This window comes from Sediminibacterium ginsengisoli (assembly GCF_900167075.1).
In the GTDB taxonomy this organism is placed as follows: Bacteria; Bacteroidota; Bacteroidia; order Chitinophagales; family Chitinophagaceae; genus Sediminibacterium; species Sediminibacterium ginsengisoli.
Genome location: NZ_FUWH01000012.1, coordinates 100,001 through 124,948, shown reverse-complemented (window position 1 = coordinate 124,948; position 24,948 = coordinate 100,001). Strand labels below are relative to the sequence as shown.

Sequence of the window (24,948 nt, the reverse complement as noted above, 5' to 3'; positions counted from 1 at the left end):
GGCATGCTCACCGGTTATGCACGTAAAGGCCAATCGGTTCAATATTCGGATACGGCGTCTATGCTTTCCGGTTATGGCCGTGCTGGTCAGCTGGTGAAATACAGCGATACCGCCACGATGCTTTCTACCTATACACGGAAAAGACAGCCCAGCAGCGCAACAAGATCCTTCAACAGCAGCTTCCAGGTATCTGCCACGAAAGACGCATCTGTCAGGTACAGTGTGGAGATTGCATGTAGCATATCTGTTTCTGGCGGGCAGGCAGGCGTGGTCTTTCTCGAGATCAGTCCTAATAACTCTACCTGGACAGAAGCCGGACGTTTTTCCAATAGTAATACCGGTGCAGTTGTGATTGGGCTGAGTGTTACAAGCAGTGTTGCCGGCCAGATCTCTGCCGATGTACCGGCGGGTTATTATGTGCGGCTGAGGACATCCGCTACTACCGGCAGCCCTGTATTTACTTATCAATCCGGACAGGAAACCTATTAGACTAAACCATAACTGACAGTGAAACCCCGACTGCTCCTTATATTATCAATGATCCTGCTCATTACAGGTCTTCGCGCGCAAACCATTGAAAGGTATGTGATCGGCAACGGAGGGTACAGCCAGGCCGGACCTGTTTCTGTTGACTGCACCATCGGCGAATGGATTACCGCTACGGCAGACAATGGTATCATCATTCTCACACAGGGATTTCAGCAACCTTCCATCCTGCTTTCCACAATATCTCCCGTTATGCTCAGTGCTGAGATCGTTAATAAAACGGTTGTGCTGAAATGGACCACCCTTTTTGAAGTGAACAGCAAGGAAATGCTGGTTGAAAGAGGCCGCGATACCGTTAACGCATTCGGTGTTATGGCCATTGTTCCCTCTCTTGCACCTAATGGTAACAGCGCTGTTCCGCTGAACTACACCTGGACCGACATTCAACCCCTTGCTTCCGTCACTTATTACCGCATCAGGCTCGTTGCCAAAGATGGAAGCTTCATTTACTCCAACACGGTTGCTGTGATATTTAATCCGCAGACCTGGAGACTGGAAAGGGTATATCCGAATCCTGTAAAAACAAACTTTCACATCAGGCTGTTTACACAGGAAGCTGTCAAGGCTGATGTGATTGTAACAGACATGATCGGCCGTATCGTGAAAAAGGAATCCATCAGTTTCAACAAAGGCTATAACGATCCGCTCATCAACCTTCCGGTACTCGCCAATGGTATCTATATTGTAAAGATCCACTGCACTTCCGCAGACACCCCCGACCTTATCGCCAAAATCATCAAAGCCGACTAACCCCACTTATCACCCCGTATAAATCGCCTGCGATTTATACGCCTCACCCTCCCTCACATCGCCCTCACTCTTTTATGTCTTCCTTGCTCCTCACATCGCCCTCACTCCCTTTTCTTCCCCTCCAATGATTCACATTATGTTAACGCAGTCATAATTTTTTGTTCATTTCCCCCTGATACTTTCGCTCCGTTTTTAAGAAACGGCTGCTTCGTCATATAACACTCATAGCTGATACCACGGATACAAAAAAATGAACCGGAAATGGTAACGGCAGTTTATTGTCATAACTCAACCACCTATACCATGAAAACAAAAACAATCTGCTTTGTTCCCCCGGGGCTATTGCTGCTATTGCTTTTCTGCGCATCAGGCTTACTGGCCCAGCAGAAAATGGCAGTGAAAGGCTATGTCGTAAATGAAAAGAATGAACCCCTTGCGGCTGCAACGGTGAGTGCGGTTCCAAAGAGCGGCACTGCGATTACGGTTCAGTCCGATGCAAAAGGTGCATTTACCATTGCAACCTTAAAACAGGGCGAAAACTATTCTTTTGAAGTGTCTTTTATCGGTTATGAGAAGTTGGCGCTCGGAACTTTTACCTATAGCGGTTCAACACTGGAACTCATGGCTAAAATGCAGTTACAGAACACATCGCTGAATGACGTGGTGGTAGTTGGTTACGGCACCCAGAAAAAGCTGAACCTTACCGGAGCCGTTGATCAGGTTACTGCCGAAGCACTGGAGAACCGCTCGCTTCCTAACCTCACACAGGGTTTACAGGGCGTTATTCCCAACCTCAATCTCCGTATGCTGGATGGTAAACCGATCCAGTCGCCTACCTATAATATCCGCGGAACCACTTCTATCGGCCAGGGCGGTAATGCGCTGGTGCTGATCGATGGTGTGGAAGGTGATCCTTCGCTCATTAATCCCAACGATGTTGCTACTGTTTCCGTACTGAAAGATGCCTCGTCTGCGGCCGTATATGGCGCGCGCGGTGCATTCGGTGTGGTGCTCATCACTACAAAGAACGCATCGAAAGATAAAATGAGCATTACCTACACTACCAATTATTCGATCAAAAATCCAACTGTTGTTCCTAAACTGGTAAACGACGGCTACCTCTTTGCCAAGATGTTCAACGAAGCGTGGACTGCCTGGAACGATTATTCGCAAACCCCGCAGAACATAAACAAAACAGTTAAGTTCTCTCCTGCCTACCTCGCAGAACTGGAAAGGCGTTCAAAAGATCCGTCGCTTCCGAAAGTGGAGGTAAACGGTGCCGGTGAATACGTCTATTATGATAACACAGACTGGTTCGACCTGTTGTATAAAAAACATACTGCTTCAACCGAACATAATATTTCCCTGGCGGGAAGCTCCGGTAAAACAAGCTTTTATCTCACCGGCAGGTATTTCGGACAGGATGGTCTGTTCCGCTTCAACTCCGATGATTATAAAGTATACAACTTCAGGGCCAAAGGCTCTATGCAACTGCTCTCATGGCTGCGTATCGACAACAATACGGACTATTCCAACATGACCTACCATAACCCGCTCAACGTGGGCGAAGGCGGCGGTATCTGGCGGAACCTGGCGGATGAAGGGCATACCAATGCGCCCATGTTCAATCCTGACGGAACACTTACTTATTCTGCTGCGTATACTGTTGGTGATTTTGTATACGGCAAGAACGGTATCGATATGAACAGGCGTATTATCCGTAATACCACTTCATTCACCACGCGTTTCTTCAACGATCATTTCCGTATCAAAGGTGATTTCACCATACAGAATACGAATAACAACGAAAGACAGATCCGGGTTCCTGTTCCTTACAGCACCAAACCCGGCGTAATTCAGTATGTGGGAACAAATACCAACGACCTGCAGTATTACTACCGCCAGACCGAATACATGGCTACCAATATTTATGGCGAATATGAAAATAAATTCCGCGGTGATCATTACTTCAAAGCAATGGCTGGTTATAACTATGAACAGTCTACTTTCCAGGGCGTTAAAACATTACGAAACGGTCTGATCTATGAAAACGCAACGGATATCAACCTCGCGCTGGGTCAGTCTATCACTACCAGCGGCGGCTGGGAAAAATGGAGCATCATCGGTGGCTTCTTTCGTCTGAACTATGCTTTCAGTGATAAATACCTGGTAGAAGTGAATGGTCGTTACGACGGATCATCCAAGTTCCCTGAAAGCCAGCGTTACGCCTTCTTCCCGTCTGTATCTGCCGGCTGGAGGATCTCGAAAGAAAACTTCTGGAACGTATCCGACAAATTCATATCCGACCTGAAGATCAGGGCTTCCTACGGTTCACTCGGTAACGGCAGCATCGGTTCTTATGCTTTCCAGGAGCAGTTCTCTATTTCCCAGTCGGGCAGGGCACTGAATGGTGTTCGTCCGCAGCGTACAGGTCAGCCTGGCGTATTGCCTGAAGGCCTTACCTGGGAAACCTCAACTACGCAGAACATTGGTGTGGATCTGGCTTTGCTGAATAAGAGGCTGCGTTTTACCGGTGATGCGTATATCCGTAAAACAACAGACATGTTCACTGTGGGTATGTCGGTTCCCGCTGTTTTCGGAACCGGTGTCCCGAAAGGAAACTATGCTGACCTGAAGACGAAGGGCTGGGAAATTTCACTCAGCTGGAAAGACAGGTTCGGAAGCGCCTCAAAACCGATCAGCTACAGCATCGGCATCACACTTGCCGATTACCAGTCTGAGATCACCAAGTTCAACAATGCAGACAGGCGTCTTTCAGATTATTATGTAGGACAAAAAGTGGGCGAGATCTGGGGCTATGTAACGGATGGTTATTTCAAATCGCAGGATGATATCAATAAATCAGCAAAACAAACGCTGATCAAAGCCTCCAACAGTGGTCAGCTCTTACCAGGCGATATCAAGTTCCGCGACCTGAATGGTGACGGTGTCATCAACAACGGCGATAATACGGTAGGCAACCCGGGCGACAGGCAGATCATCGGTAATTCAACACCACGATATAGCTATGGTATCAACCTTGATGCGGACTGGAATAATTTCTTCTTTTCAGCATTTCTGCAGGGTGTAGGCAAGCAGGACTGGTGGCCGGGATCTGAAGCCGATTATTTCTGGGGCCAGTACAACAGGCCTTATAATAAGATGCCGGTATCGCATATCGGAAATATCTGGTCGGAACAAAACCCTGATGCATACTTCCCGCGTTACCGTGGTTATGTGGCGCAGAATGGCTCAGGCGAACTGAACCAGGCACAGACAAAATACCTGCAGAATGTGGCTTACCTGCGTTTGAAGAACATACAGATCGGCTATAATCTGCCAGGAAAATGGATCCGCAGGATCGGAGCGAACACTGCACGGGTGTATGTTTCAGGCGAGAATCTGCTCACTTGGTCGCCGCTCTACCGCATTTCAAAAGACCTGGATGTGGAGAGCATCAATGGATCGGACCGTGTGGTAACGGATGGCTCGAGCGGTAACGGTAACAACTACCCGATCATGAAAGGATTCACCATGGGACTTTCAGTAACCTTCTGATATAATAACCAATAACAAGATCATGAAAAGATATATCTCATTTATTGCAGCGGTCATAGTAATGGCAGGCTGTACAAAAAACCTGGACCAGACCCCGGAGTCCACCGCATCACGTAATGCGGTATTCGGAAGCGAGAAGGGCCTTGAATTATATGCCAATTCATTTTACGATATCCTGCCCGATGCCGCTACCATTCACCAGGGCGATCAGATGGCCGATTATGCGGCAAGAACACAGGTGCCGGATTTTATCAGGGATGGCGCATTCGGGCCGAGACAGAGCTCGGGTTGGAGCTGGACAGCATTAAGGAATATCAACTACTTTCTCGAGAACTGTAACAACCCGGCAATACCGCAGGATGTGCGCCTGAACTATATAGGCCTGGCGCGGTTGTTCCGGGCGCTGTTTTATTTCGATAAGGTAAAACGTTTCGGAGATGTGCCCTGGATCAACAGAACGATCGAGGTAAGCGATACCGCGATGCTGTACAGGGGCCGTGACCCGCGCACGCTCGTGATGGATTCCGTGCTGGCCGACCTGAATTTCGCCTGCCAGAATATCAAGGCAACCAGCGATAACAGCCGCAGTCTGATCACGCGCTATGTTGCCTATGGATTTAAATCACGCATCTGTCTCTTCGAAGGAACATTCAGAAAATACCATACAGAATACCCGCAGCTGGCAGCCAGTGCCAATACCTGGTTAACAGAAGCGGTAACCGCATCACAAAAAGTAATGGACGAGGGCGGCTTTACACTGAATACCGCCGGCGGAACCGATAAAGCATACCGCCAGCTCTTCACCAGTAAAACACCTGTTTCATCCGAGATCATGTTATCCGTGATCAGCGATGCGGCCCTGAGCCTGTTCAACGATGCAAACTGGTGGTGGACCAGTGCAACCTACGGCGCACGTGTGAGTCTGATCAGGACTTTCGTAAATACCTATCTCAATATTGATGGTACAACCTTTACCTCAAAAGCGGGTTATGATACCATGCAGTTTGTAAACGAAGTAAAGAACCGTGATATGCGTCTGCAGCAGACGATCCGTATGGGCGATTACAAACGCATCAATGGCGGAACGCCGGAGCCTGCACCACCCGTATTCTCTTATACCTATACCGGTTATCAGCCGATCAAATGGACACTGGATGATACCTATTATGATGGCGGATCTCGGAACGATAATTCCATTTGCATCATGCGCCTCGCGGAGATCCTGCTGAACTATGCCGAAGCAAAAGCCGAACTCGGAACATTTACAGATGCCGACTGGAATAAAACGGTAGGCGCGCTGAGAAGGCGTGCGGGCATCACCAACGGAACCACCACAAAGCCGGTTGCTGTTGATCCATACCTGCAGAGCAAATATTTTGCGAATATCTCAGATCCTTCGCTGCTCGAGATCAGACGTGAGCGTGGTATTGAACTGGTGCTTGAAGGATTTCGTTTTCCTGACCTGATCCGCTGGAAGGCTGGTAAGCTGATGGAAATGGAATGGAACGGTTTCTATGTTCCGGCTATCGACAAACTGATGGACCTGAACGGCGATGGCATCAACGACGTCTATTTCTACAAAGTGAAACCCGCTACACAACTGGCAGGCGTAACCTATATCCACGTGGCCCCAACCGTGAGCGGCGGAACAAACCCGCAGCTGTTATCGAAAGATACTTACGGTGAACTGACATGGCTGAATACCATTCCGCGTAAATGGGACGACAAGATGTACCTGTACCCGATCCCTGAAGCAGACCGGCAGGTAAATCCGAAACTTGGACAAAACCCGGGATGGTAGTATTTTGAACGTGAATTATTAACAGTTAAACACTCATACATGAAATTCAGATCACTGTTATTCCTGTTATTGCTGATCAGCGGTTTTGCAGGTGCACAGCAATATACAGTAGCAACATTCAATCTCCGCTATGGGAACCAGAGCGACACCGGGAATCTCTGGGTGAACCGCGCTCCGGTTGTGGCATCACTGATCCGCTTTCATCAGTTCGATATTTTCGGAACACAGGAAGGACTGATCGGTCAGCTCAACGATCTCAGCACCGCGCTTCCGGAATACGAACGTTATGGAATCGGCAGGGATGATGGAAAAGAAAAAGGCGAACATTCCGCGATCTTTTTCAAAAAGGATAAATTCAAACTGCTGAACAAGGGCGATTTCTGGCTTTCCGAAACACCTGAGAAACCAGGACCCGGATGGGATGCAAGGCTGAACCGCATTTGTTCATGGGTTTACCTGCAGGACGTTAAAACCAAAAAGAAATTTTATTTCTTCAACGTTCACTACGATCACCAGGGTGTAAAGGCAAGGGAAGAAAGCAGTAAACTGATCCTCGCAAAGATCGCACAGCTGGCTGGTCGGCAACCCGTGATCTTCACCGGCGATTTCAACGGAGATCATGAAGCATTATGGTATAAATCCATTGCAGAATCAGGAACTATGTTCGATTCCTATACCTTGTCTCCGCTGCGCTATGCCAACAGCGGCTCTTTCAACGGTTTTGGCGCAACGGTAAAAAGACCGGGCATCATTGATCATATTTTTGTTTCGAAAGAGATTAAAGTAAGCCGTTACGGAATACTGACGGATACCTATATGGGCAAATATCCTTCCGATCATTTCCCGGTACTGGCAGATGTGCAGATCAGATAAGCATACATGATGTTATAAATACAATGGGCTGCAATACTGCAGCCCATTTTTTATGGCAAAAAGAGCAAGAGAACAAAGCGTTAACCGGTACAGAATTCAACGATAAAACTGGTGCCTTCCCCGGGAATGCTGCTGGCGCTGATGCGGCCACCCATAGCTTCAACCTGCGCGCGGGTCATGAATAAACCGACTCCTTTTGCTTCAGGATGGCTGTGAAACACTTTTCGCAGCATGAACAGTTTATCGCCATTCTTCTCGAGGTCTATACCAAGGCCATTGTCCTTCACTTCAAGACAGATATACCCATCTTTAATAAAAGTAGAAACCCTGATCTCCGGCACACGATCGGGGTGCCTGTATTTGACGGCATTACTAAGGAGATTATTCAGAATGCTGTCGATGTATTTTTTAGGATACATGATCTGGTTGGCAGCGGAAAAATCGGAACTGATCCGGACTCCGCAGGCAAGGATCTGGCCCTGCATCGACATAATAATACGATCCAGTCTTTCACTCAGTTTGATCAGCGAGCGTTCTGCCGTAAGATCCATTTTTACCTGCGTGGCTTCCACCAGCTCTTCAAAGATCTGGTGCATGAAATGTATCACAGGATTGATCTTGCTGATATAACTCTGCTTTTCAAGATTCTCGTTACTATCGTCGATGAGTCTGCCCAGCATGGAAAGATTGGCCAGCGGGGCGCGGAGATTATGCGAAACGATAAAACAGAAATCTTCCATTTGTTTATGCTGACGCGATAACTTCCCGATAGTTTCAGTGCTTTCAGTAATCTTATTTTCGAGGCGTACAGCAGTAAACAATCTGTTGAGTGATGTTGAAATTATTTCAGCCAGCTCTTTGTAATGTGCAAGGAATTGTTTGCCCGCCATCTCAGGCTCATTCCAGTAAATGGTAATGGCCCCTTTGATCTTTTCGGAAGTTACAGGCAGCAACAGCAGGCTTCTGATACCCGGTTGGGTATAATAAGAGGTATGAACACGGGAGTCGGTAAGCACATCATCTATTACAACAGGCATTTGCTGTTCAATGCAGATCCTGCCCGCAGTTTCATCCGGGTGAACCGGGCTGCCATTCAGCGGCATCTGTTCAGATACTTCGGCAGCATAGAGATACAGATGGTTCTGGCTGGTCAGGAATGCGGCACCTGCTGCACTGCCCAGCATCCGCGCGGTTTTCAGTCCTGTATTGATCAGGTCTCCGGGCTCAGTCGCTTTCAGCAGTTCAAGCATTGCCGTCAGCATGAACCCTTTTACAGCGCAGGTGTCGGGGGCATTATCGTGAACTGTACTGTTCCTGCAAGTCAACATATCCACACTTTAAACGGCGAACATAGTATAGAAATCAAGATCAGACAACGGGAAAAACCCCGGTATCGCCACCTGAAACGAGCCGCCCATGGAACGGCTTTTGCAGGAGAAAATGAAAAGCATTGCATGAAAAGGCCCTTAATCTATTCCATACTCGCAGCATTTGCGTTCATCATTCATGCATCTTTTAATGATGTGCACAGCTGGCCGCTGGTATGGCCGTTACTGGCAGGGGTCCTTTCGGTTACCGCCGGGAAGAGGAACGCCGCATACCGCTACCGCGCGCTCATCAGGGTTGGCATATCCGCTGCGCTGGTTGTTTTTTCCGCGGGGCTGGCTGTGTCTTGGTTTACGGAGGATGCAACTTTGATCAGCCATTTTCAGCAATTCAATAATCCGCCTGATGCGGAGCCTTCACTCGTATTCGGCATTTGTGTGCTGGCAGCCGTTTTCTTCGCTGCCTGGCTGCTGAGCAGCGGTATCACAGCACTCATCACCAGGAAAAAAGAACCTGTTACGCGCTGGTAAAATCTTCTTTCGGGAATGCGAGGCAGGTTGACAGATCGGTAAATAGCGAGTATATTGTCTGATGACAGTTGCAAACGCGCAACTACCGCAAAGACGATACCGATGAAAAAATCAACCCTGCTGTTAACCGCACTTTCATTATGCATATTATTACATGCACAGCGGTCGCCTGCCTATCTGAATCCTTCACTCCCGCTGGAAACCAGGGTGAATGACCTGATCAGCAAACTTACGCTTGAGGAAAAGATCAAACAGATGAACTACAGCAGCCCGGCTGTGGAACAACTACACATTCCGGCCTACAACTGGTGGAACGAAGCCCTGCACGGGGTAGGGCGTTCAGGTGTGGCTACCGTATTTCCCCAGGCGATCGGACTGGCCGCTACTTTCAACGATAGTCTTGCAAAAGCAGTTGCAACGGCTATATCGGATGAAGCCCGTGCCATGTATAACGCGGCCATCCGGAAAGACTACAGGATGCAATATGGCGGATTAACTTTCTGGACACCCAACATCAATATATTCCGCGATCCGCGCTGGGGGCGTGGCCAGGAAACTTATGGTGAAGATCCTTTTCTCACTTCGAGAATAGGTGTGGCATTTGTAAAAGGATTGCAGGGGGATGATCCGCGCTATCTCAAAGTAGCCGCATGTGCCAAACATTACGCTGTGCACAGCGGTCCGGAAAAAACAAGACACGAGTTCAATGCCCAGGTTTCGATGAAAGATCTCTGGGAAACGTATCTGCCCGCCTTCAAAGCACTGGTAGATGTAAAAGTGGAAGCGGTAATGTGCGCTTATAACAGAACCAACGATGCGGTCTGCTGCGGCAACACCTATCTTTTAAAAAATGTATTGCGGGACCAGTGGAATTTCCGCGGTCATGTGGTATCAGATTGCTGGGCGCTTTCCGATTTTTACCAGGGGCATAAGATAGTAACCGGCGCCGTACCAGCAGCCCTGCTTGCACTGAACAGTGGTGTAAACCTGGAATGCGGCAGCACATTCCCAGCATTGCTGGAAGCAGTAAAGCAAGGCCTGGTAACAGAGAAAAAAATAGACAGTTCACTGGCCATTTTATTAAGAACACGTTTCCGGCTGGGTATGTTCGATCCGCCGCAATCGAACCCATACAACAAAATTCCGGAAACAGTGATCAACAGCCAGGCTAACCGCGATCTTGCACGGAAGACGGCACAGCAGTCCATCGTGCTGCTGAAAAACAACGGGGTGCTGCCGTTAAGAAATGATCTCCCCAAATATTTCGTTACCGGTCCGAATGCCACTTCCATTGAAGCATTGCTTGGGAATTATTACGGCATCAACAATCAATTCGTAACAGTGCTGGAAGGGATCGCCGGCCAGGTAAAACCCGGAAGCCAGTTATTATACCGGCAGGGAATTTTACTGGATCGTCCGAATGCCATTGATGCGGACTGGACTTCAGGTGAAGCTAAAAATGCGGATGCCACCATTGTTGTGATGGGTATTAACGGGCAGCTGGAAGGAGAAGAAGGCGAAACCATTGCATCTCCTTTCAACGGCGATCGCTTAGATTACAATATCCCGGAACACCAGGTAAATTTCCTTCGTAAACTGAAAGCGGGGCATAACAAACCCGTGATCGCGGTGATCACCGGCGGCAGCCCGATGAATCTTGCGGAAGTACATGAGCTGGCAGATGCGGTATTGCTTGCATGGTATCCCGGCGAAGAAGGTGGCAATGCAGTGGCCGATCTGATTTTCGGAAAAGTATCACCTTCCGGAAAACTGCCGGTTACCTTCCCAAAATCGCTGGATCAGTTACCGGCTTATGAAGATTATTCGATGAAGGGAAGAACCTATCGTTACATGACGGCAGAACCCATGTACCCGTTCGGCTATGGCCTGAGTTACACAACATTCAACTACAGCAACCTGAAGCTTTCATCATCCGTTACCGATAAAACGAAGACAATAACGGCAACGGTAACAATTCAGAATACCGGCAGCCTTGCGGCAGATGAAGTAGCGCAGTTATACCTTACAACTGAAAACGCGGGTGCAAATATGCCTTTGTATTCGCTGAAAGGATTTAAACGGATCCGGATAAGGGCTGGCGCAACTGCAATTATCAGCTTCACCTTAACGCCGGAAATGCTGATGCAGGTTAACGAATCTGGTCAGCGGCAATTGCTGCCGGGGAAAATAAAAATACAGATCGGCGGGGCATTGCCCGGGAAAAGAAGTGAAACACTCGGTGCGCCGAAGCCCGTGGAAGCGATGCTTACCGTTCGTTGATCGGGTCGTTCCTGAAACAATAAATTACCTACATTTAGGCTTGAGAAAATGAAAACTGAGCGCATATGCGCTCAGTTCTTTTATGCTTTAAACCAAATCTAACATGAAAAAAAGCCTGCTGTCCCTGGCACTCTGCTGCAGCATTATCTCGTTTGCGCAAAGGCCGGTTGTTTCAGATTCAGTAGCGGCCAGAAACGACAAGCCGCAATCTGCTCCCAAAAGAACCCTTGACGCGGAATCCAGTGTTACCACGAAAGGTGAAGTAACCATCAAGAACCAGAAAGTTCCTTATAAAGCCATTGCAGGCACATTGCCTGTATGGGACGACGACGGCAAAGCCATCGCCGGCATCTTCTATACCTACTATGAGCGCACAGATGTGAACGACCGCACTACCAGGCCACTCGTGATCTCCTTCAACGGCGGACCCGGCACGGCTTCCGTATGGATGCAGATCGGTTATACCGGCCCGCGTATCCTCAAAATTGATGATGAAGGCTATCCGGTACAACCTTATGGTATGAAAGATAACCCGCACTCTATCCTCGATGTGGCAGACATTGTATACGTAGACCCTGTGAATACCGGTTTCTCACGCCAGCTGGTCAAAGATGTTCCGGGATCGAAATTCTACGGAGTTAACGCAGATATCCGTTACCTCGCAGAATGGATCAATACTTTCGTGAGCCGGTACAACAGGTGGGCCTCGCCTAAATACCTGATCGGCGAAAGCTACGGCACAGCACGTGTGGCGGGCCTCGCACTGGAACTGCAGAGCAATCACTGGATGTACCTGAACGGTGTGATCCTGGTATCACCTACCGATCTCGGTATCGAAAGGGATGGCCCGGTTGCAGCGGCATTGAAACTGCCTTATTTCGCAGCTACAGCCTGGTACCACAAAGCACTCAGCGCCGACCTGCAGAAAAAAGACCTCACTGCATTCCTGCCCGAAGTAGAGCAGTTCACCATCAATGAATTCATCCCCGCGCTTGCCATGGGACATACCATCAGCGATGCGAAGAAAAAAGAAATTGCTGCAAAAGTGGCCCGCTATTCCGGCATCAGCGAAAAAGAAGTGCTGCAGCAGAACTTCGATATCCCTACCAATTATTTCTGGAAAGAACTGCTGCGCGACAGGGGTTATACCGTTGGCCGCCTCGATTCACGTTACCTCGGGCTTGATAAAAAAGACGGGGGCGACGGACCTGATTTCAATGCGGAACTTACTTCATGGCTACATTCCTTCACACCGGCCATCAATATGTACCTGCGTGAAGAGCTGAAATACAAAACCGATCTGAAATACTATATGTTCGGACCAGTTGGCCAGTGGGACAGAACCAACAACAGAACCGGCGAGAACCTGCGTGCCGCTATGGCGCAGAATCCTTACCTGCATGTGTTTGTACAGTCGGGCTATTATGATGGCGCCTGTGATTATTTCAATGCGAAATACAACATGTGGCAGATGGATCCGGGCGGAAAACTGAAAGACCGTATGTCGTGGGAAGGCTACCGCAGCGGTCACATGATGTACCTGCGCAAGGAAGATCTTTCTACCAGCAACGAGCACCTGCGCGAGTTCATCAAAAAATCGACTCCTAAACCAGGTCAGCCTGCAAAATACTAGGTCGGCAATACAATAATGAGAAAGCCAGTGTACAACACTGGCTTTTTTAATGCGATGAACGAACGGCTTAGTCAATTCGCCGGATGGCTGCGCCGATATTATTTAACCGTTGATCGATGTATTGATAGCCGCGATCGATCTGTTCAATGTTCTGGATAATACTTTTTCCTTCTGCGCTCAATGCAGCGATGAGCAATGCCTGACCGGCGCGGATATCGGGGCTGCTCATGCTGATGCCGCGGAGGTTATGTTTTCTGCCCAGACCTATCACCGTTGCGCGGTGCGGATCGCAGAGGATGATCTGTGCACCCATGTCGATCAGCTTATCCGTAAAGAACAACCTGCTCTCGAACATTTTCTGGTGAATGAGTACGCTGCCGATGGCTTGTGTGGCTACAACGAGTACAATACTCAACAGGTCCGGCGTGAACCCGGGCCAGGGATGATCATAAATAGTGAGAATGCCGCCATCCATAAAGGTCTGGATCTCGTAGCTGTCCTGCGCGGGAATATGAATATCGTCTCCCGTAATAGAAAACTGAATACCCAGCTGCGCAAACTTATCAGGGATCACACCCAAATGAGCAACACCGGCATTTTTGATGGTGATCTCGCTCTGCGTCATGGCGGCCAGGCCGATAAAGCTTCCGATCTCTATCATGTCGGGGAGCATGCGGTGTGTGGTACCTTTCAATGTTGTTACGCCCTCAATCTGCAGCAGGTTGCTGCCGATGCCGGTGATCCTGGCACCCATCCTGTTCAGCATATGACAGAGTTGCTGCAGGTAAGGCTCGCAGGCGGCGTTATAGATAGTGGTGATCCCTTCAGCCAGAACAGCTGCCATTACAATATTGGCCGTACCGGTAACGGAAGGTTCATCCAGCAGCATATAAGTTCCGGTAAGCTGAGATGCCGATAATTTGAAACAGCCGGCCTCTTCATCGTATTCGAATTTCGCGCCCAGCTTTTCAAAACCGATGATATGGGTATCCAGCCTCCTGCGTCCGATCTTGTCGCCGCCTGGTTTGGGGATATAGGCTTTTTTGAAACGGGCGAGCATGGGCCCTGCCAGCATTACGCTGCCGCGCAGTTTCCCGCCTTTTTTACGGAAAGCTTCTGAAGCGAGATAATCCTGGTTGATATCATCGGCCTGCAGTATACAGCTATGCCTGTCGGTACGGGTAATTTTTACGCCGATATCTTCCAGCAGTTCCAGCAGCAGGTTTACATCGAGAATATCCGGTATGTTGGAAATGGTTACGGGCTCTGCGGTGAGTAATACCGCTGCCAGGATCTGGAGCGCTTCGTTTTTCGCACCCTGCGGGTGAATATCTCCCTTCAGCTGACGGCCACCTGTTACTTCAAAAGCACTCATAAAGACGTTGGATTAAATGACACAACGAATATAAGCAGGGATAAGAGTGTTTCAGCCGGTTAGCGGCAATAAAAAAGCCGGCGGATGCCGGCTTCCTGTAAATAGTATTCTTGTGATCAATACCTTTTTTTGAACTGACCACCGCCGTTATTATTGTTACGGTTATTATTGTTACGTCCGCCACCGTTATTATTGTTACGGTTGTTGTTGCGTCCGCCGCTGTTGTTATTATTGTTGTTGCGGTTGTTACGGTTGTTGTTGTTACGGCCACCGAAATTCTGCTGCCAGCGTCCGCCGCTTCTGCCACCGCTGTTGCCGTAGTCATCGCGCTCAAAATTCTGATTGCGGTGTTTGATATAAGGCGTGTTGCTGAACTCCAGTTCACCGCCGGTGATATTGTTCAGCTCACTGCGGATGGCATCATCGTGTACCAGTTCTTTATGCCAGTTACTGTAAGCAAGCTTCATGTAATAAGCAATGGCATGCGCGAAACCGGCTTTTTTCTCAGGGTTCTCTTCTTTCAGCGCCTTGTCGATCACCACTTCCAGGTTTTTACCCAGGTGGGCATACCTCGGGTGGCGTTTCGGATAAGGCAAAGGATCCGGTTTCTGTTTATAGGTCTCTCTTTGCGGAATAGGATATGGACTATCTACATCCAGCTTGAAATCGCTGATGAAGAACAGGTGATCCCATAATTTATGCTTGAAATCCTCAACGTTTTTCAGATGCGGGTTCAGAAAGCCCATCAGTTCAATCACTGCATTCGCCTGCTGCTGCCTCTTTTCCCTGTCTTCAATGGTAAGGAGAAATTCAACCATCTTCTGTACGTGACGGCCGTATTCCTTCATCCCAAGGTAATTTCTGTCGGTATTATATTCCATGTAATTGTGAATCTGCAAAGGCAAATGTAAGCATTGCCGGCGCTATATGGCAATATTTATGCAACAGGCGATGTTAAATCCTCCTTTACACATATCAAATCTGCGTTATCTTCGCCCCATGGAACAGTTAGTGCAACAGATGGAGGCCTATAAAAAGGAAATGGCCGCTTTTGAAGGTAAAACACCCGAAGCGGTTGAGGCTTTCCGTATTAAATTCCTCGGTACCAAAGGAATTGTAAAGGATGTAATGGGCGGGATGAAAGAAGTGCCGAACGAGCAGAAAAAAGCTTTCGGCCTGGTACTGAACGAGTTCAAACAGTTTGCAGAAGCAAGATACGAGGAACTGAAAGCAGCTACCGCTACTGAAGGCGGCGAAGCTGCTGCCGGCTACGACTGGAGCCTGCCCGGCGACCAGATCGGTGTGGGAACAAGACATCCGCTGAGCATTGTCCGTAACCAGATCGTTTCCATTTTCCGCAGGCTGGGTTTTGCGGTTGCCGAAGGACCTGAAATTGAAGACGACTGGCACAATTTCGGTGCTATGAACCTGCCGGAAGACCATCCGGCGCGCGATATGCAGGATACATTTTACATCAGTCAGAACCCCGACTGGTTACTCCGTACGCATACCAGCAGTGTACAGGCGCGCGTAATGGAAAGCCAGAAACCCCCGATCCGCGTGATCTGTCCGGGCCGTGTTTACCGTAATGAAACCGTAAGTGCGCGAGCGCATTGCTTTTTTCACCAGGTGGAAGGTTTATATATAGATGAGAACGTGAGTTTTGCAGACCTGAAACAAACCCTGTATTTCTTTGTGCAGGAAATGTTCGGCAAGGATGTAAAAGTCCGTTTCCGGCCCAGCTATTTCCCCTTCACCGAGCCCAGTGCAGAAATGGACATCAGCTGCCTGATCTGCGGTGGTGATGGATGTAATATCTGTAAACATACCGGCTGGGTAGAGATCCTCGGCAGTGGTATGGTGCATCCGAAAGTGCTGGAAAACTTTGGCATCGATCCGAATAAATACACAGGTTTCGCATTCGGTATGGGTGTGGAAAGGATCACGCAACTGAAATACCAGGTGAACGACCTGCGGTTATATTCCCAGAATGATATCCGCTTCCTGAAGCAGTTCACAGGAGCAGTATAAGATAATAAGGGTCTGGTTACAGGCCCTTTTTTATGCTTATGCGGTAATTTTACGCAGATCAATTTTCCCGCAATGGTGCACACAACCAAAGGAATTGTTTTACGGACAGTGAAATACGGTGACACGAGCATCATTGCAACCCTGTACACGGAATTATTCGGCATCCAGAGTTACATGGTAAAAGGGGTACGGAAAAGCACCCGCACATCCGCCGGAAAAGCCGGTTATTTTCAGCCTGCCGCCATACTGGATATGGAGGTTTATCACAATGAGCAGAAGCAACTGCAGTTCATCAAAAATTTTGAGTGGGGCTACCTGTACGAGAACCTGCTGTTCGATGTAAAGAAAAATGCGGTGTCGATGTATGTGATCGAATTATTGCAGCATACGCTGAAACAGCCCGAAGCAAACCCGGAACTTTTTTACCTGATAGAAGATACGTTAAAGCAGCTGGATAAGGGAAGTGACACGTTAAGCGCCAACCTTCCGCTCTATTTTATACTGCATCTCGGCAGCGAGCTGGGTTTCCGCATGCAGGGAACTTATCACAGGGACACACCCATACTGGATTTGCAGGAAGGGGTGTTCATGCATGAAAAACCGCTGCATCCATATTTTCTGGATGGAAGTCAGGCAGAGATCACTTCGCAATTATTGGCACTGCATTTTTACAATGACCTTGAACGGATTGCATTGAACCGGCACATGAGACGGGAGCTGCTGGAGGCTTACCACAGTTACCTGGCGCTTCATATTTCCGATTTCGGTGAAATGAAAAGCCTTTCCATTCTGCAGGAAGTGTTGAGTTAGGAGCAGTTAAGTTTAGTTTTTTTAATTCCTGAAAAAATGCATACCTTTGGCGTTAGTAACGCAAAACGATAGTATGATTATTTCGTTTGGTAATTCTGAGACAGAGAGCATCTGGGAGGGGATTCGGGTTAAAAAATTGCCTGTTGAGATTCAAAATATCGGCAGGCGTAAATTAAGGATGATTAACAACTCTGTTAATTTGACAGACTTAAGAATTCCACCAGCTAACCGCTTAGAGAAGTTGTCTGGAAATTTAAAAGACTTCTATAGTATTCGGATCAATGATCAATGGAGAATTATCTTTAAATGGGTTGCCGGAAACGCAAGAGAAGTTGAAATAGTTGATTATCATTAAAACAACAACAATGGCTAAGCTGAAAAATATTCATCCGGGAGAAATTTTAAACGAAGAATTTCTATTACCGTTAGCAATTTCGGCCTATAAACTGGCGAAGGATATTGAAATACCTCAGACACGTATTTCTGAAATCATAAAAGGAAACCGGCGAATCACGGCAGACACGGCACTGAGGTTGAGTAAGTATTTTGGTAATTCCGCAAAATTCTGGCTTGGTCTGCAGGATGACTTTGATATTGAGGAGGAAGCTCAATCCAAGAAAGTGATTTTAAATTCAATTAAATCGTTCTCCTCCAGCGTTGCATAACTGCACCTGGCCGGGTATTCTAAAGTCTGGCCATCAACAGCTGAAATTCCAGATCAGAGCAGGAACAACCATCCTTCACAAAGCTTTTAATGTCAAAGAATCCTTTGTACAGTCGTAACGGTTTCAATTTTGCCGGGGGCCTGCTGTAACAGGATGATACCCGGACGTTTCCCTTTGTCAAAGCTACCCGCAACATCATCCATCTGCAAGGCTTTTGCACCGTTAAGTGTTGCCCATTGTAACATTTCAGACATGGGTACCTGCGGAAAATGCTGTGCGATACTTTTCAGCTCGTCGAGGATACTGAGACTGTGATTGCTGGCAAGGCTGTCTGTTCCAACCACCATCGTGTTGCCGTATTTCCGGAACAGTTCCACCGGCGGGACGGCATTTTCAATATAGAGATTGGCGTTGATGCAAAGGCATAGATATGCTTCGAGCCCGGATGCAGCCAGCAGGTCAAGATCCTGTGCTCCGGTAAATGTATTGTGTACGAGCAGGAGTTTCCCGGCATCTGCAAAACGGGAGATGGAAGAAGCGAGGCTGCTTTTGCCTGTTGGTTGGAAGAAAGAAGTATCTAGCTTCATCATTTCGTACATCCTGGAAAACCCGCCGGTTCCGGAAAGGAAAAGCTCGTCTTCAAAAGCCGTTTCCTGGTTATGCATGCTGATGGTTTGCCTGCCGAATCCCTGCTGCAGCAAGGTCCAGAGTGGATCCGACACGGAATAGGGAGCATGGGGTACCAGCACGGCGCGGCCGGAAGATTCGTTCCGGAACAGGGCGCACTGCTCGGCAGCTTTAGCATAACGTTCCGCAGCTACAGCCGGAGCCCAGCCGCTTACCTCAACAAAATTATAATAAGCCAGGTTTTCCTTTTGCTTCTGCGCGAGGGTTAAAGCAGTGTTGCAGATATCGCCTACGCCAACGATACCGTTTTCCCGCATTTCATTTTCTGCCCTGTCTATCGCGTCCCTGATCTCCGCTTCGGGAAGATGGCGCTGGGTAACCACGTTGAAAACAAAATCCACCAGTCCGGTGTGTTCGGGAATCTGCCCGCGCATATGGCTGAGCTCGAGATGACAATGGGCGTTGATAAACCCGGGCGAAAGCAAGCCATCCAGGCGCAGTATATCATCGCCGGCGTCCTGTTCAGGTACGATATCGAGGATCATGCCCGAAGGATCGGAGATAAGGACCAGCCCGGCATTGGTATGCAGGGAATGGCCTGTAAAAAGCTGGTCAGCAAGGAATTTTCTGTAGCTCAAGCCGGATGAATTAAGTGATCAAAGGTAATGGCTGGAGAACTGAACATCATCTTCCTTATTTCCCGAATACGGGATCTTGCTGTAAGCCTTGCTGCAAGGGACAAAATAGTTCCTGTAACCTTAAATGCCTTGTTTTTAGCGGATTCCAGGGATGATGATAAATTAATGTGCAAATTCTTTATTGATTATCAATTAATTATAAAGATGCGATTTTAAATAAGGCCCCTTTTTGTTGGAAAAATGCCTAACAGGCCCGTACCTTTGCCGTCCATTAAAAACCGGCGGGATAGCGCCGGCATCACTTAAACAGAAATATCATGAGTAAACTTCATTTCACCACCAAGCATGCGAATGCGGCTACCGTACAGCACAACTGGTATGTAGTTGACGGTACTAATCAAACCGTAGGACGTATTGCCTCCAAGATCGCGGCGGTACTGCGCGGTAAAAACAAAGCATATTATACGCCACACGTAGATTGCGGCGATTATGTGATCATCATCAATGCAGAAAAAGTTGTTTTCACAGGCAACAAGTTCGAAGACAAGCAATACCTGAACTACTCTGGTTATCCGGGTGGTAAGAAGGAAGAAGCAGCTCAGGATCTGATCAAGCGTCGTCCTGAAGTGATCATGGAAAGAGCGGTAAAAGGCATGCTGCCTAAAAACCGTCTTGGCCGTAAAATGATCAAGAAGCTGTTTGTATATGCTGGTACGGCTCATCCGCACAGCGCACAGCAACCTAAAGAACTGAAATTCTAAGAAACTACTTTTAAAACGCTTTAATTCCAACATAAATGGAAAAACAAAAAAACGCAGTTGGTCGCCGTAAAGAAGCCGTTACCCGTGTTTTCATCAGCAAGGGCGATGGTAAGATCACTGTAAACGACAAAGATTATAAAGAATATTTTCCGCTGGTATACCTGCAGAACCAGGTAGAATCTCCATTGAAAACAGCTGATGTTGTAGGTAAGTACGATATCGTTATCAATGCTGCAGGTGGTGGTTTGAAAGGCCAGGCCGAAGCTGCGAAGCTGGGTATTGCACGTGCGCTGCTGGAAGTAAATGCAGAATTCCGTCCTTCACTGAAAGCAGCAGGTCAGCTGAAACGCGATCCGCGCGGTGTTGAACGTAAGAAATTCGGCCATAAGAAAGCACGTAGAAGCTACCAGTTCAGCAAACGTTAATACTTGGTCTGGGGTTTGGAGTTTGGGTCTGGTGTTCAGAATCGGCCACAGACAACAAACTACGAACAACAAACATTATTTAAATCATTACAACAATTATATAAGATGGAAAATAACACTTCATTACAACAACAATTGCTGGAGGCCGGTGTACACTTTGGTCACCTGAAAAAGAAGTGGAATCCTAAGATGCTGCCTTACATCTTCGCTGAGAAGAAAGGCATTCACATCATAGACCTGAATAAAACTGTAGACCATCTGCAGGAAGCAGCTGCGGCTGTTAAACAGATCGCAAAAAGCGGTAAAAAGATCATGTTCGTTGCTACCAAGAAGCAGGCGAAAGAAATCGTAAGCGAGTGCGCAAAACGCGTGAACATGCCTTACGCAACTGAACGCTGGCTGGGTGGTATGCTTACCAACTTCAACACTGTTCGCAAGAGCGTGAAGAAGATGCAGAGCATCGAGAAAATGCTGGCAGACGGCAGCGCAGAAAGCCTGACCAAGAAAGAGCGCCTTACTTTAAGCCGCGATAAAGATAAAATGGAGAAAGTGCTGGGTGGTATCGCCCAACTGGGTCGCCTTCCTGCAGCGCTGTTCCTGGTTGATATCGGACATGAGCACATTGCGCTTTCAGAAGCAAAACGCCTGGGCATCACTACTTTCGGTATGGTTGATACCAACAGTGATCCCAACAAGGTAGACTTCGCGATCCCATCTAACGATGACGCAACTAAATCTATCGCAATCATTGTAAACTATATTGTAGCAGCTATCGCTGAAGGTCTCACTGAGCGTCAGGCATCTAAGGATGAAGACGAAACAGAAGAGTCTAACAACGAGAACGAAGCAAAAGCACGTCGCCTGGAAGCTGAAGCACAGTCTGAAGGTGGCCGTGGCGGAAGGCAGCGCAGCAGCGGAGCACAGTCTGGTCCGGGTGCAGCGCCTAAACGTCGCGTACCGGGAGGTAACAGCAATCGTCGCCCTGCTGGTGGTGGTAGCCGCTAATCATTGAAATATTGAGCCATTATGTCATGGTTGTAAGGCTATGGCGTGATGGCTCAATTGTTGTTAAACAACCGATGTTCATCTCATCTGCAACCGGATGGGAACGCCTACATTCAAAATCTAAAAAACTATAAACAATATGAGTACTGTAACAATTACAGCCGCTGATATCAACAAACTGCGCCAGGCTACAGGCGCCGGCATGATGGATTGCCGTAAAGCTTTAACTGAAACCAATGGCGATTTTGAAGCAGCCATCGACTGGCTCCGTAAACAGGGCCAGAAAGTTGCCGCAAAACGCAGCGACCGTGAAGCGAAAGAGGGTGTGATCATTGCGAAAACTTCTGCTGATAACAAAACAGGATTCATTGTTTGCATCAGCTGCGAAACTGATTTCGTTTCTAAAAATGCTGATTTCGTTGCTTTCGCACAGAGCATTGCAAATGCTGCGGTAGAAAACGATGTAAAGAGCGCTGAAGAACTGAATGAAGTGCTGATCGGTGGTGCTAAAGTTGCAGACATGATCAACGACAAACTGGCTGCTATCGGTGAAAAAATCGGTGTGGCTAAATTTGAAAGACTCGAAGCTCCTTATGTAGCATCTTATATCCACGGTGCAAACCGTATGGGTGTACTGGTAGGACTGAGCAGTGAATCTGCTGAAGCAGGAAAAGATATCGCTATGCAGATCGCTGCGATGAATCCTGTAGCGGTAGATGCTGATTCAGTACCGGCAGAAACTGTAGAAAGGGAAAGGGCAATCATCATCGATACCATGAAGGAAGATCCTAAAATGGCAGGCAAACCTGAAGATATGATCGCAAAGATCGCTGAAGGTAAACTGAACGCCTTCTTCAAAGAACAGACACTGCTTGCCCAGGCTTTTGTAAAAGACGGCGGTATGAGCGTGGCTGATTACCTGAAGAGCGCAGGTGCTGATCTGAAAGTAACCGGATTTAAACGTGTAGCACTGGGTTAATTCCTGTGATTACAGTATAGAATAGTATGAAAAGGGGCGCCAAATGCGCCCTTTTTTATTTTCGGGATCGCCATGAAGCCATGTATACAGCAGGTCCGGTTCTTTTTCGTTTGGCAACTCATCGAAAAATCAGGTTATTTGCATTTAAAATAATCCCGCTCATGTTACCTAAGTTCAAACGAGTTCTTCTGAAATTATCCGGTGAAGCCCTGCTTGGGGAACAACATAACGGAGATCCATTTAATCCAAAGATCATTGAACAATACGCACACGATATTAAACTGGTAACCGACCTCGGTGTTCAGGTGGCAATAGTGATCGGTGGCGGTAATATCTACCGTGGCATGAACGAAGCCGACAGCGGTATCGAAAGAGCGCATGGCGACTATATGGGCATGCTCGCAACCGTGATCAACGCGATGGCGATGCAGGCAATGCTGGAAAAAATAGGCGTGTATACCCGTTTACAGAGCGCTATCAACATGGAACAGGTTGCAGAACCTTATATCCGCAGGAAAGCATTACGTCACCTGGAGAAAGGCCGTGTGGTGATCTTCGGTGCCGGTACAGGTAACCCTTATTTTACTACAGACACAGCCGGCTCACTGCGTGCAATTGAAATGAAAGCTGATGTGATCCTGAAAGGAACACGTGTAGACGGTATCTACACTGCTGATCCTGAAAAAGACCCTGCGGCCGTTAAATATGAAAAGATCACATTCCAGGATTGTATTTCCAACAACCTGAAAGTGATGGATATGACCGCTTTCACGCTCTGCATGGAAAACAAGCTGCCTATCATCGTATTCGACATGAACAGACCCGGAAACCTGCTGCAGGTGGTTCAGGGAATGAACGTGGGTACCTTGGTAAGCTGATGACCCGTTGATGTAATTTTTTGTACTTCTTTTGATGGTGTTGGTAATTTCACTAAGCATGAAAAGATCACTGTTCATTCTGCTGCTTGCAGTTTCTGCCGGCAGTCACGCCCAACAAAGGTTAACATTGGCTGATGCGGTAAATACTGCATTGAAGAAAAGCTATGATATACAGCTGGCCAAAAACAGCCTTGAGATCAATACCATTAACAACAATGCCGGCGTTGCCGGCGGCCTGCCAACCGTTAATGCCAACATCAGCGATAACGAGCAGATCACCACGATCAACCAGAAGTTCACAGATGCTACCCGCGACACCAAAAGAGATAATGTAGGATCCAATAATCTTACTGCAGGTGTAACAGGCAGTATCCTGCTCTTCAACGGTTTCAGGGTAACAGCTACCAGGCAGCGTCTGAATGAGTTGCAGCACCAGAGCGAAAGTCTGCTGAATGCTCAGATCCAGAATACGATCGCGTCTGTAGAGACTAAATATTACGAGATCGTAAGGCAGCAACAGTTCATGAAAACGATCCAGCAGTCGATCGAGGTTTCAAGGCAACGTCTCGCGATTCTCCGCGCCCGCCAGGAAGCAGGCATGGCCAATAATGCCGATATTTACCAGTCACAGCTCGATCTCAATACACTGCTCCAGTCGCAGATCACGCAGCAGCTCACCATCGACCAGGCAAAAACCGACCTGCTCCGGCTGGTTTTCACCACACCGGATTCCTCCATCGTAATACAGGACACGATTACATTTAATAATGAGATCAGCCTGGATGCGATCCGCGGCCGGATACAGTCGAACCCCTTACTGGTATCGGCAGATCAGCAGATCAGAATCAACGAATTCATAGAAAGAGAAGTGGCGGCACAGCGTTATCCTACCTTACGTGCCAACACAGGATATAATTTCAGCAGCAACAAAAGCGGCGCGGGTTTCAGCCTGCTTAACCAGAGTTATGGTCCGTTCGTGAGCGTGAGCCTTGCCATCCCGATCTACAATGGCGGCATTTTCAAAAAACAACAACAGGTAGCTGCCATCAACACCCGCAGCGCCAAAGCGATCAGGGAAACTACGGCCCTGGATCTTGAAACGGCTGCGGTACGTGCTTACCAGTCATACGCCAGCACCCTGCTTCAGATCAAAACAGAAAAAGAGAATTATAAGCTCGCCCAGGACCTGGTAAATCTGGTTATGCAGCGTTTCCAGCTGGGCCAGGCCACTATTGTAGAGGTAAAACAGGCACAGGAAAGTTTTGAGCTGGCCGGATTCAGGCTGGTTAATCTTTCCTATACGGCCAAAAATGCCGAAATTGAACTGAAGCGCCTCAGCAGCCAGCTGACTCCCTGATCAGAATAAGCTTTTTCATTAGCAGGATTATCCGGATCATACTTCAGCCGGACGTTGGCACTATTTGTGTGCGTTAAACCTCGTCTGGCTTTATTAGTCT

22 protein-coding genes are annotated in these 24,948 nt (G+C 48.0%); 18 read left to right on the top strand and 4 right to left on the bottom strand.

Annotated features, from left to right (window positions below):
* The 5 genes from B5D42_RS16360 to B5D42_RS16340 form a co-directional block, all read left to right on the top strand.
* Positions 1-489, top strand: a 489-nt coding sequence (locus B5D42_RS16360; protein ID WP_217698848.1) for a hypothetical protein, incomplete at its 5' end; no start/stop codon positions are given.
* Positions 490-507: 18 nt separating this feature from the next.
* The gene (locus tag B5D42_RS16355) at positions 508-1,296 is read left to right on the top strand and encodes a T9SS type A sorting domain-containing protein (protein ID WP_139367210.1); all 789 of its coding nucleotides are present in this window, start codon (positions 508-510) and stop codon (positions 1,294-1,296) included.
* 303 nt (positions 1,297-1,599) lie between these two features.
* The gene (locus tag B5D42_RS16350) at positions 1,600-4,854 is read left to right on the top strand and encodes a SusC/RagA family TonB-linked outer membrane protein (RefSeq protein WP_078832619.1); all 3,255 of its coding nucleotides are present in this window, start codon (positions 1,600-1,602) and stop codon (positions 4,852-4,854) included.
* 22 nt (positions 4,855-4,876) lie between these two features.
* Positions 4,877-6,655, top strand: coding sequence for a RagB/SusD family nutrient uptake outer membrane protein (locus tag B5D42_RS16345; protein WP_078832611.1), 1,779 nt, complete (start codon positions 4,877-4,879; stop codon positions 6,653-6,655).
* A 39-nt stretch (positions 6,656-6,694) separates the two neighbouring features.
* Complete coding sequence (locus B5D42_RS16340; RefSeq protein WP_078832610.1) at positions 6,695-7,528, top strand: endonuclease/exonuclease/phosphatase family protein; 834 nt, start codon at positions 6,695-6,697, stop codon at positions 7,526-7,528.
* Positions 7,529-7,608: 80 nt separating this feature from the next.
* On the opposite strand, the gene B5D42_RS16335 is transcribed toward B5D42_RS16340, so the two are convergent.
* The gene (locus tag B5D42_RS16335; protein ID WP_078832609.1) at positions 7,609-8,856 is read right to left on the bottom strand and encodes a sensor histidine kinase; all 1,248 of its coding nucleotides are present in this window, start codon (positions 8,854-8,856) and stop codon (positions 7,609-7,611) included.
* Positions 8,857-8,982: 126 nt separating this feature from the next.
* Here B5D42_RS16335 and B5D42_RS16330 point away from each other — a divergent pair, with 126 nt between their 5' ends.
* The 3 genes from B5D42_RS16330 to B5D42_RS16320 all read left to right on the top strand — a co-directional run bounded on the left by B5D42_RS16330 (position 8,983) and on the right by B5D42_RS16320 (position 13,297).
* Positions 8,983-9,384: a hypothetical protein gene (locus B5D42_RS16330; protein ID WP_078832608.1), complete on the top strand. Its 402-nt coding sequence runs from the start codon at positions 8,983-8,985 to the stop codon at positions 9,382-9,384.
* Positions 9,385-9,486: 102 nt separating this feature from the next.
* Entirely contained in the window at positions 9,487-11,664 is a 2,178-nt protein-coding gene (locus tag B5D42_RS16325) for a glycoside hydrolase family 3 C-terminal domain-containing protein (protein ID WP_078832607.1), read from the top strand.
* Positions 11,665-11,767: 103 nt separating this feature from the next.
* Positions 11,768-13,297 (top strand): S10 family peptidase, encoded by a 1,530-nt coding sequence (locus B5D42_RS16320; protein WP_078832606.1) that lies wholly within the window; start codon positions 11,768-11,770, stop codon positions 13,295-13,297.
* Between the two features lie 67 nt (positions 13,298-13,364).
* Here B5D42_RS16320 and murA read toward each other — a convergent pair whose 3' ends face one another.
* Positions 13,365-14,672, bottom strand: coding sequence for a UDP-N-acetylglucosamine 1-carboxyvinyltransferase (gene murA, locus B5D42_RS16315; protein WP_078832605.1), 1,308 nt, complete (start codon positions 14,670-14,672; stop codon positions 13,365-13,367).
* Between the two features lie 116 nt (positions 14,673-14,788).
* Positions 14,789-15,553 (bottom strand): DUF4290 domain-containing protein, encoded by a 765-nt coding sequence (locus B5D42_RS16310; RefSeq protein WP_078832604.1) that lies wholly within the window; start codon positions 15,551-15,553, stop codon positions 14,789-14,791.
* A 118-nt stretch (positions 15,554-15,671) separates the two neighbouring features.
* Here B5D42_RS16310 and pheS point away from each other — a divergent pair, with 118 nt between their 5' ends.
* The 4 genes from pheS to B5D42_RS16290 all read left to right on the top strand — a co-directional run bounded on the left by pheS (position 15,672) and on the right by B5D42_RS16290 (position 18,178).
* Positions 15,672-16,703: a phenylalanine--tRNA ligase subunit alpha gene (gene pheS / locus B5D42_RS16305; protein ID WP_078832618.1), complete on the top strand. Its 1,032-nt coding sequence runs from the start codon at positions 15,672-15,674 to the stop codon at positions 16,701-16,703.
* Between the two features lie 72 nt (positions 16,704-16,775).
* On the top strand, positions 16,776-17,513 hold the full coding sequence (gene recO, locus B5D42_RS16300; protein ID WP_078832603.1) for a DNA repair protein RecO: 738 nt from the start codon (positions 16,776-16,778) through the stop codon (positions 17,511-17,513).
* A 46-nt stretch (positions 17,514-17,559) separates the two neighbouring features.
* Positions 17,560-17,868, top strand: a complete 309-nt coding sequence (locus tag B5D42_RS16295) for a type II toxin-antitoxin system RelE/ParE family toxin (protein WP_245825733.1) — start codon at positions 17,560-17,562, stop codon at positions 17,866-17,868.
* A 10-nt stretch (positions 17,869-17,878) separates the two neighbouring features.
* Positions 17,879-18,178: a HigA family addiction module antitoxin gene (locus B5D42_RS16290; RefSeq protein ID WP_078832617.1), complete on the top strand. Its 300-nt coding sequence runs from the start codon at positions 17,879-17,881 to the stop codon at positions 18,176-18,178.
* Positions 18,179-18,270: 92 nt separating this feature from the next.
* Here the strand turns inward: B5D42_RS16290 and B5D42_RS16285 are convergent, their stop codons facing one another.
* Positions 18,271-19,443: an amidohydrolase family protein gene (locus tag B5D42_RS16285; protein ID WP_078832601.1), complete on the bottom strand. Its 1,173-nt coding sequence runs from the start codon at positions 19,441-19,443 to the stop codon at positions 18,271-18,273.
* Positions 19,444-19,760: 317 nt separating this feature from the next.
* Between B5D42_RS16285 and rplM the strand changes: the two genes are divergently transcribed.
* The 6 genes from rplM (at position 19,761) to B5D42_RS16255 (ending at position 24,848) form a co-directional block, all read left to right on the top strand.
* On the top strand, positions 19,761-20,204 hold the full coding sequence (gene rplM, locus B5D42_RS16280) for a 50S ribosomal protein L13 (protein ID WP_078832599.1): 444 nt from the start codon (positions 19,761-19,763) through the stop codon (positions 20,202-20,204).
* 35 nt (positions 20,205-20,239) lie between these two features.
* Positions 20,240-20,629, top strand: coding sequence for a 30S ribosomal protein S9 (rpsI, locus tag B5D42_RS16275; RefSeq protein WP_078832598.1), 390 nt, complete (start codon positions 20,240-20,242; stop codon positions 20,627-20,629).
* A 105-nt stretch (positions 20,630-20,734) separates the two neighbouring features.
* On the top strand, positions 20,735-21,634 hold the full coding sequence (rpsB, locus tag B5D42_RS16270) for a 30S ribosomal protein S2 (RefSeq protein ID WP_078832597.1): 900 nt from the start codon (positions 20,735-20,737) through the stop codon (positions 21,632-21,634).
* Positions 21,635-21,773: 139 nt separating this feature from the next.
* Entirely contained in the window at positions 21,774-22,613 is an 840-nt protein-coding gene (gene tsf, locus B5D42_RS16265; protein WP_078832596.1) for a translation elongation factor Ts, read from the top strand.
* A 161-nt stretch (positions 22,614-22,774) separates the two neighbouring features.
* Positions 22,775-23,491, top strand: a complete 717-nt coding sequence (gene pyrH / locus B5D42_RS16260; RefSeq protein WP_078832616.1) for a UMP kinase — start codon at positions 22,775-22,777, stop codon at positions 23,489-23,491.
* Positions 23,492-23,549: 58 nt separating this feature from the next.
* Entirely contained in the window at positions 23,550-24,848 is a 1,299-nt protein-coding gene (locus tag B5D42_RS16255; RefSeq protein ID WP_078832595.1) for a TolC family protein, read from the top strand.
* The last annotated feature ends 100 nt before the right edge of the window (positions 24,849-24,948 follow it).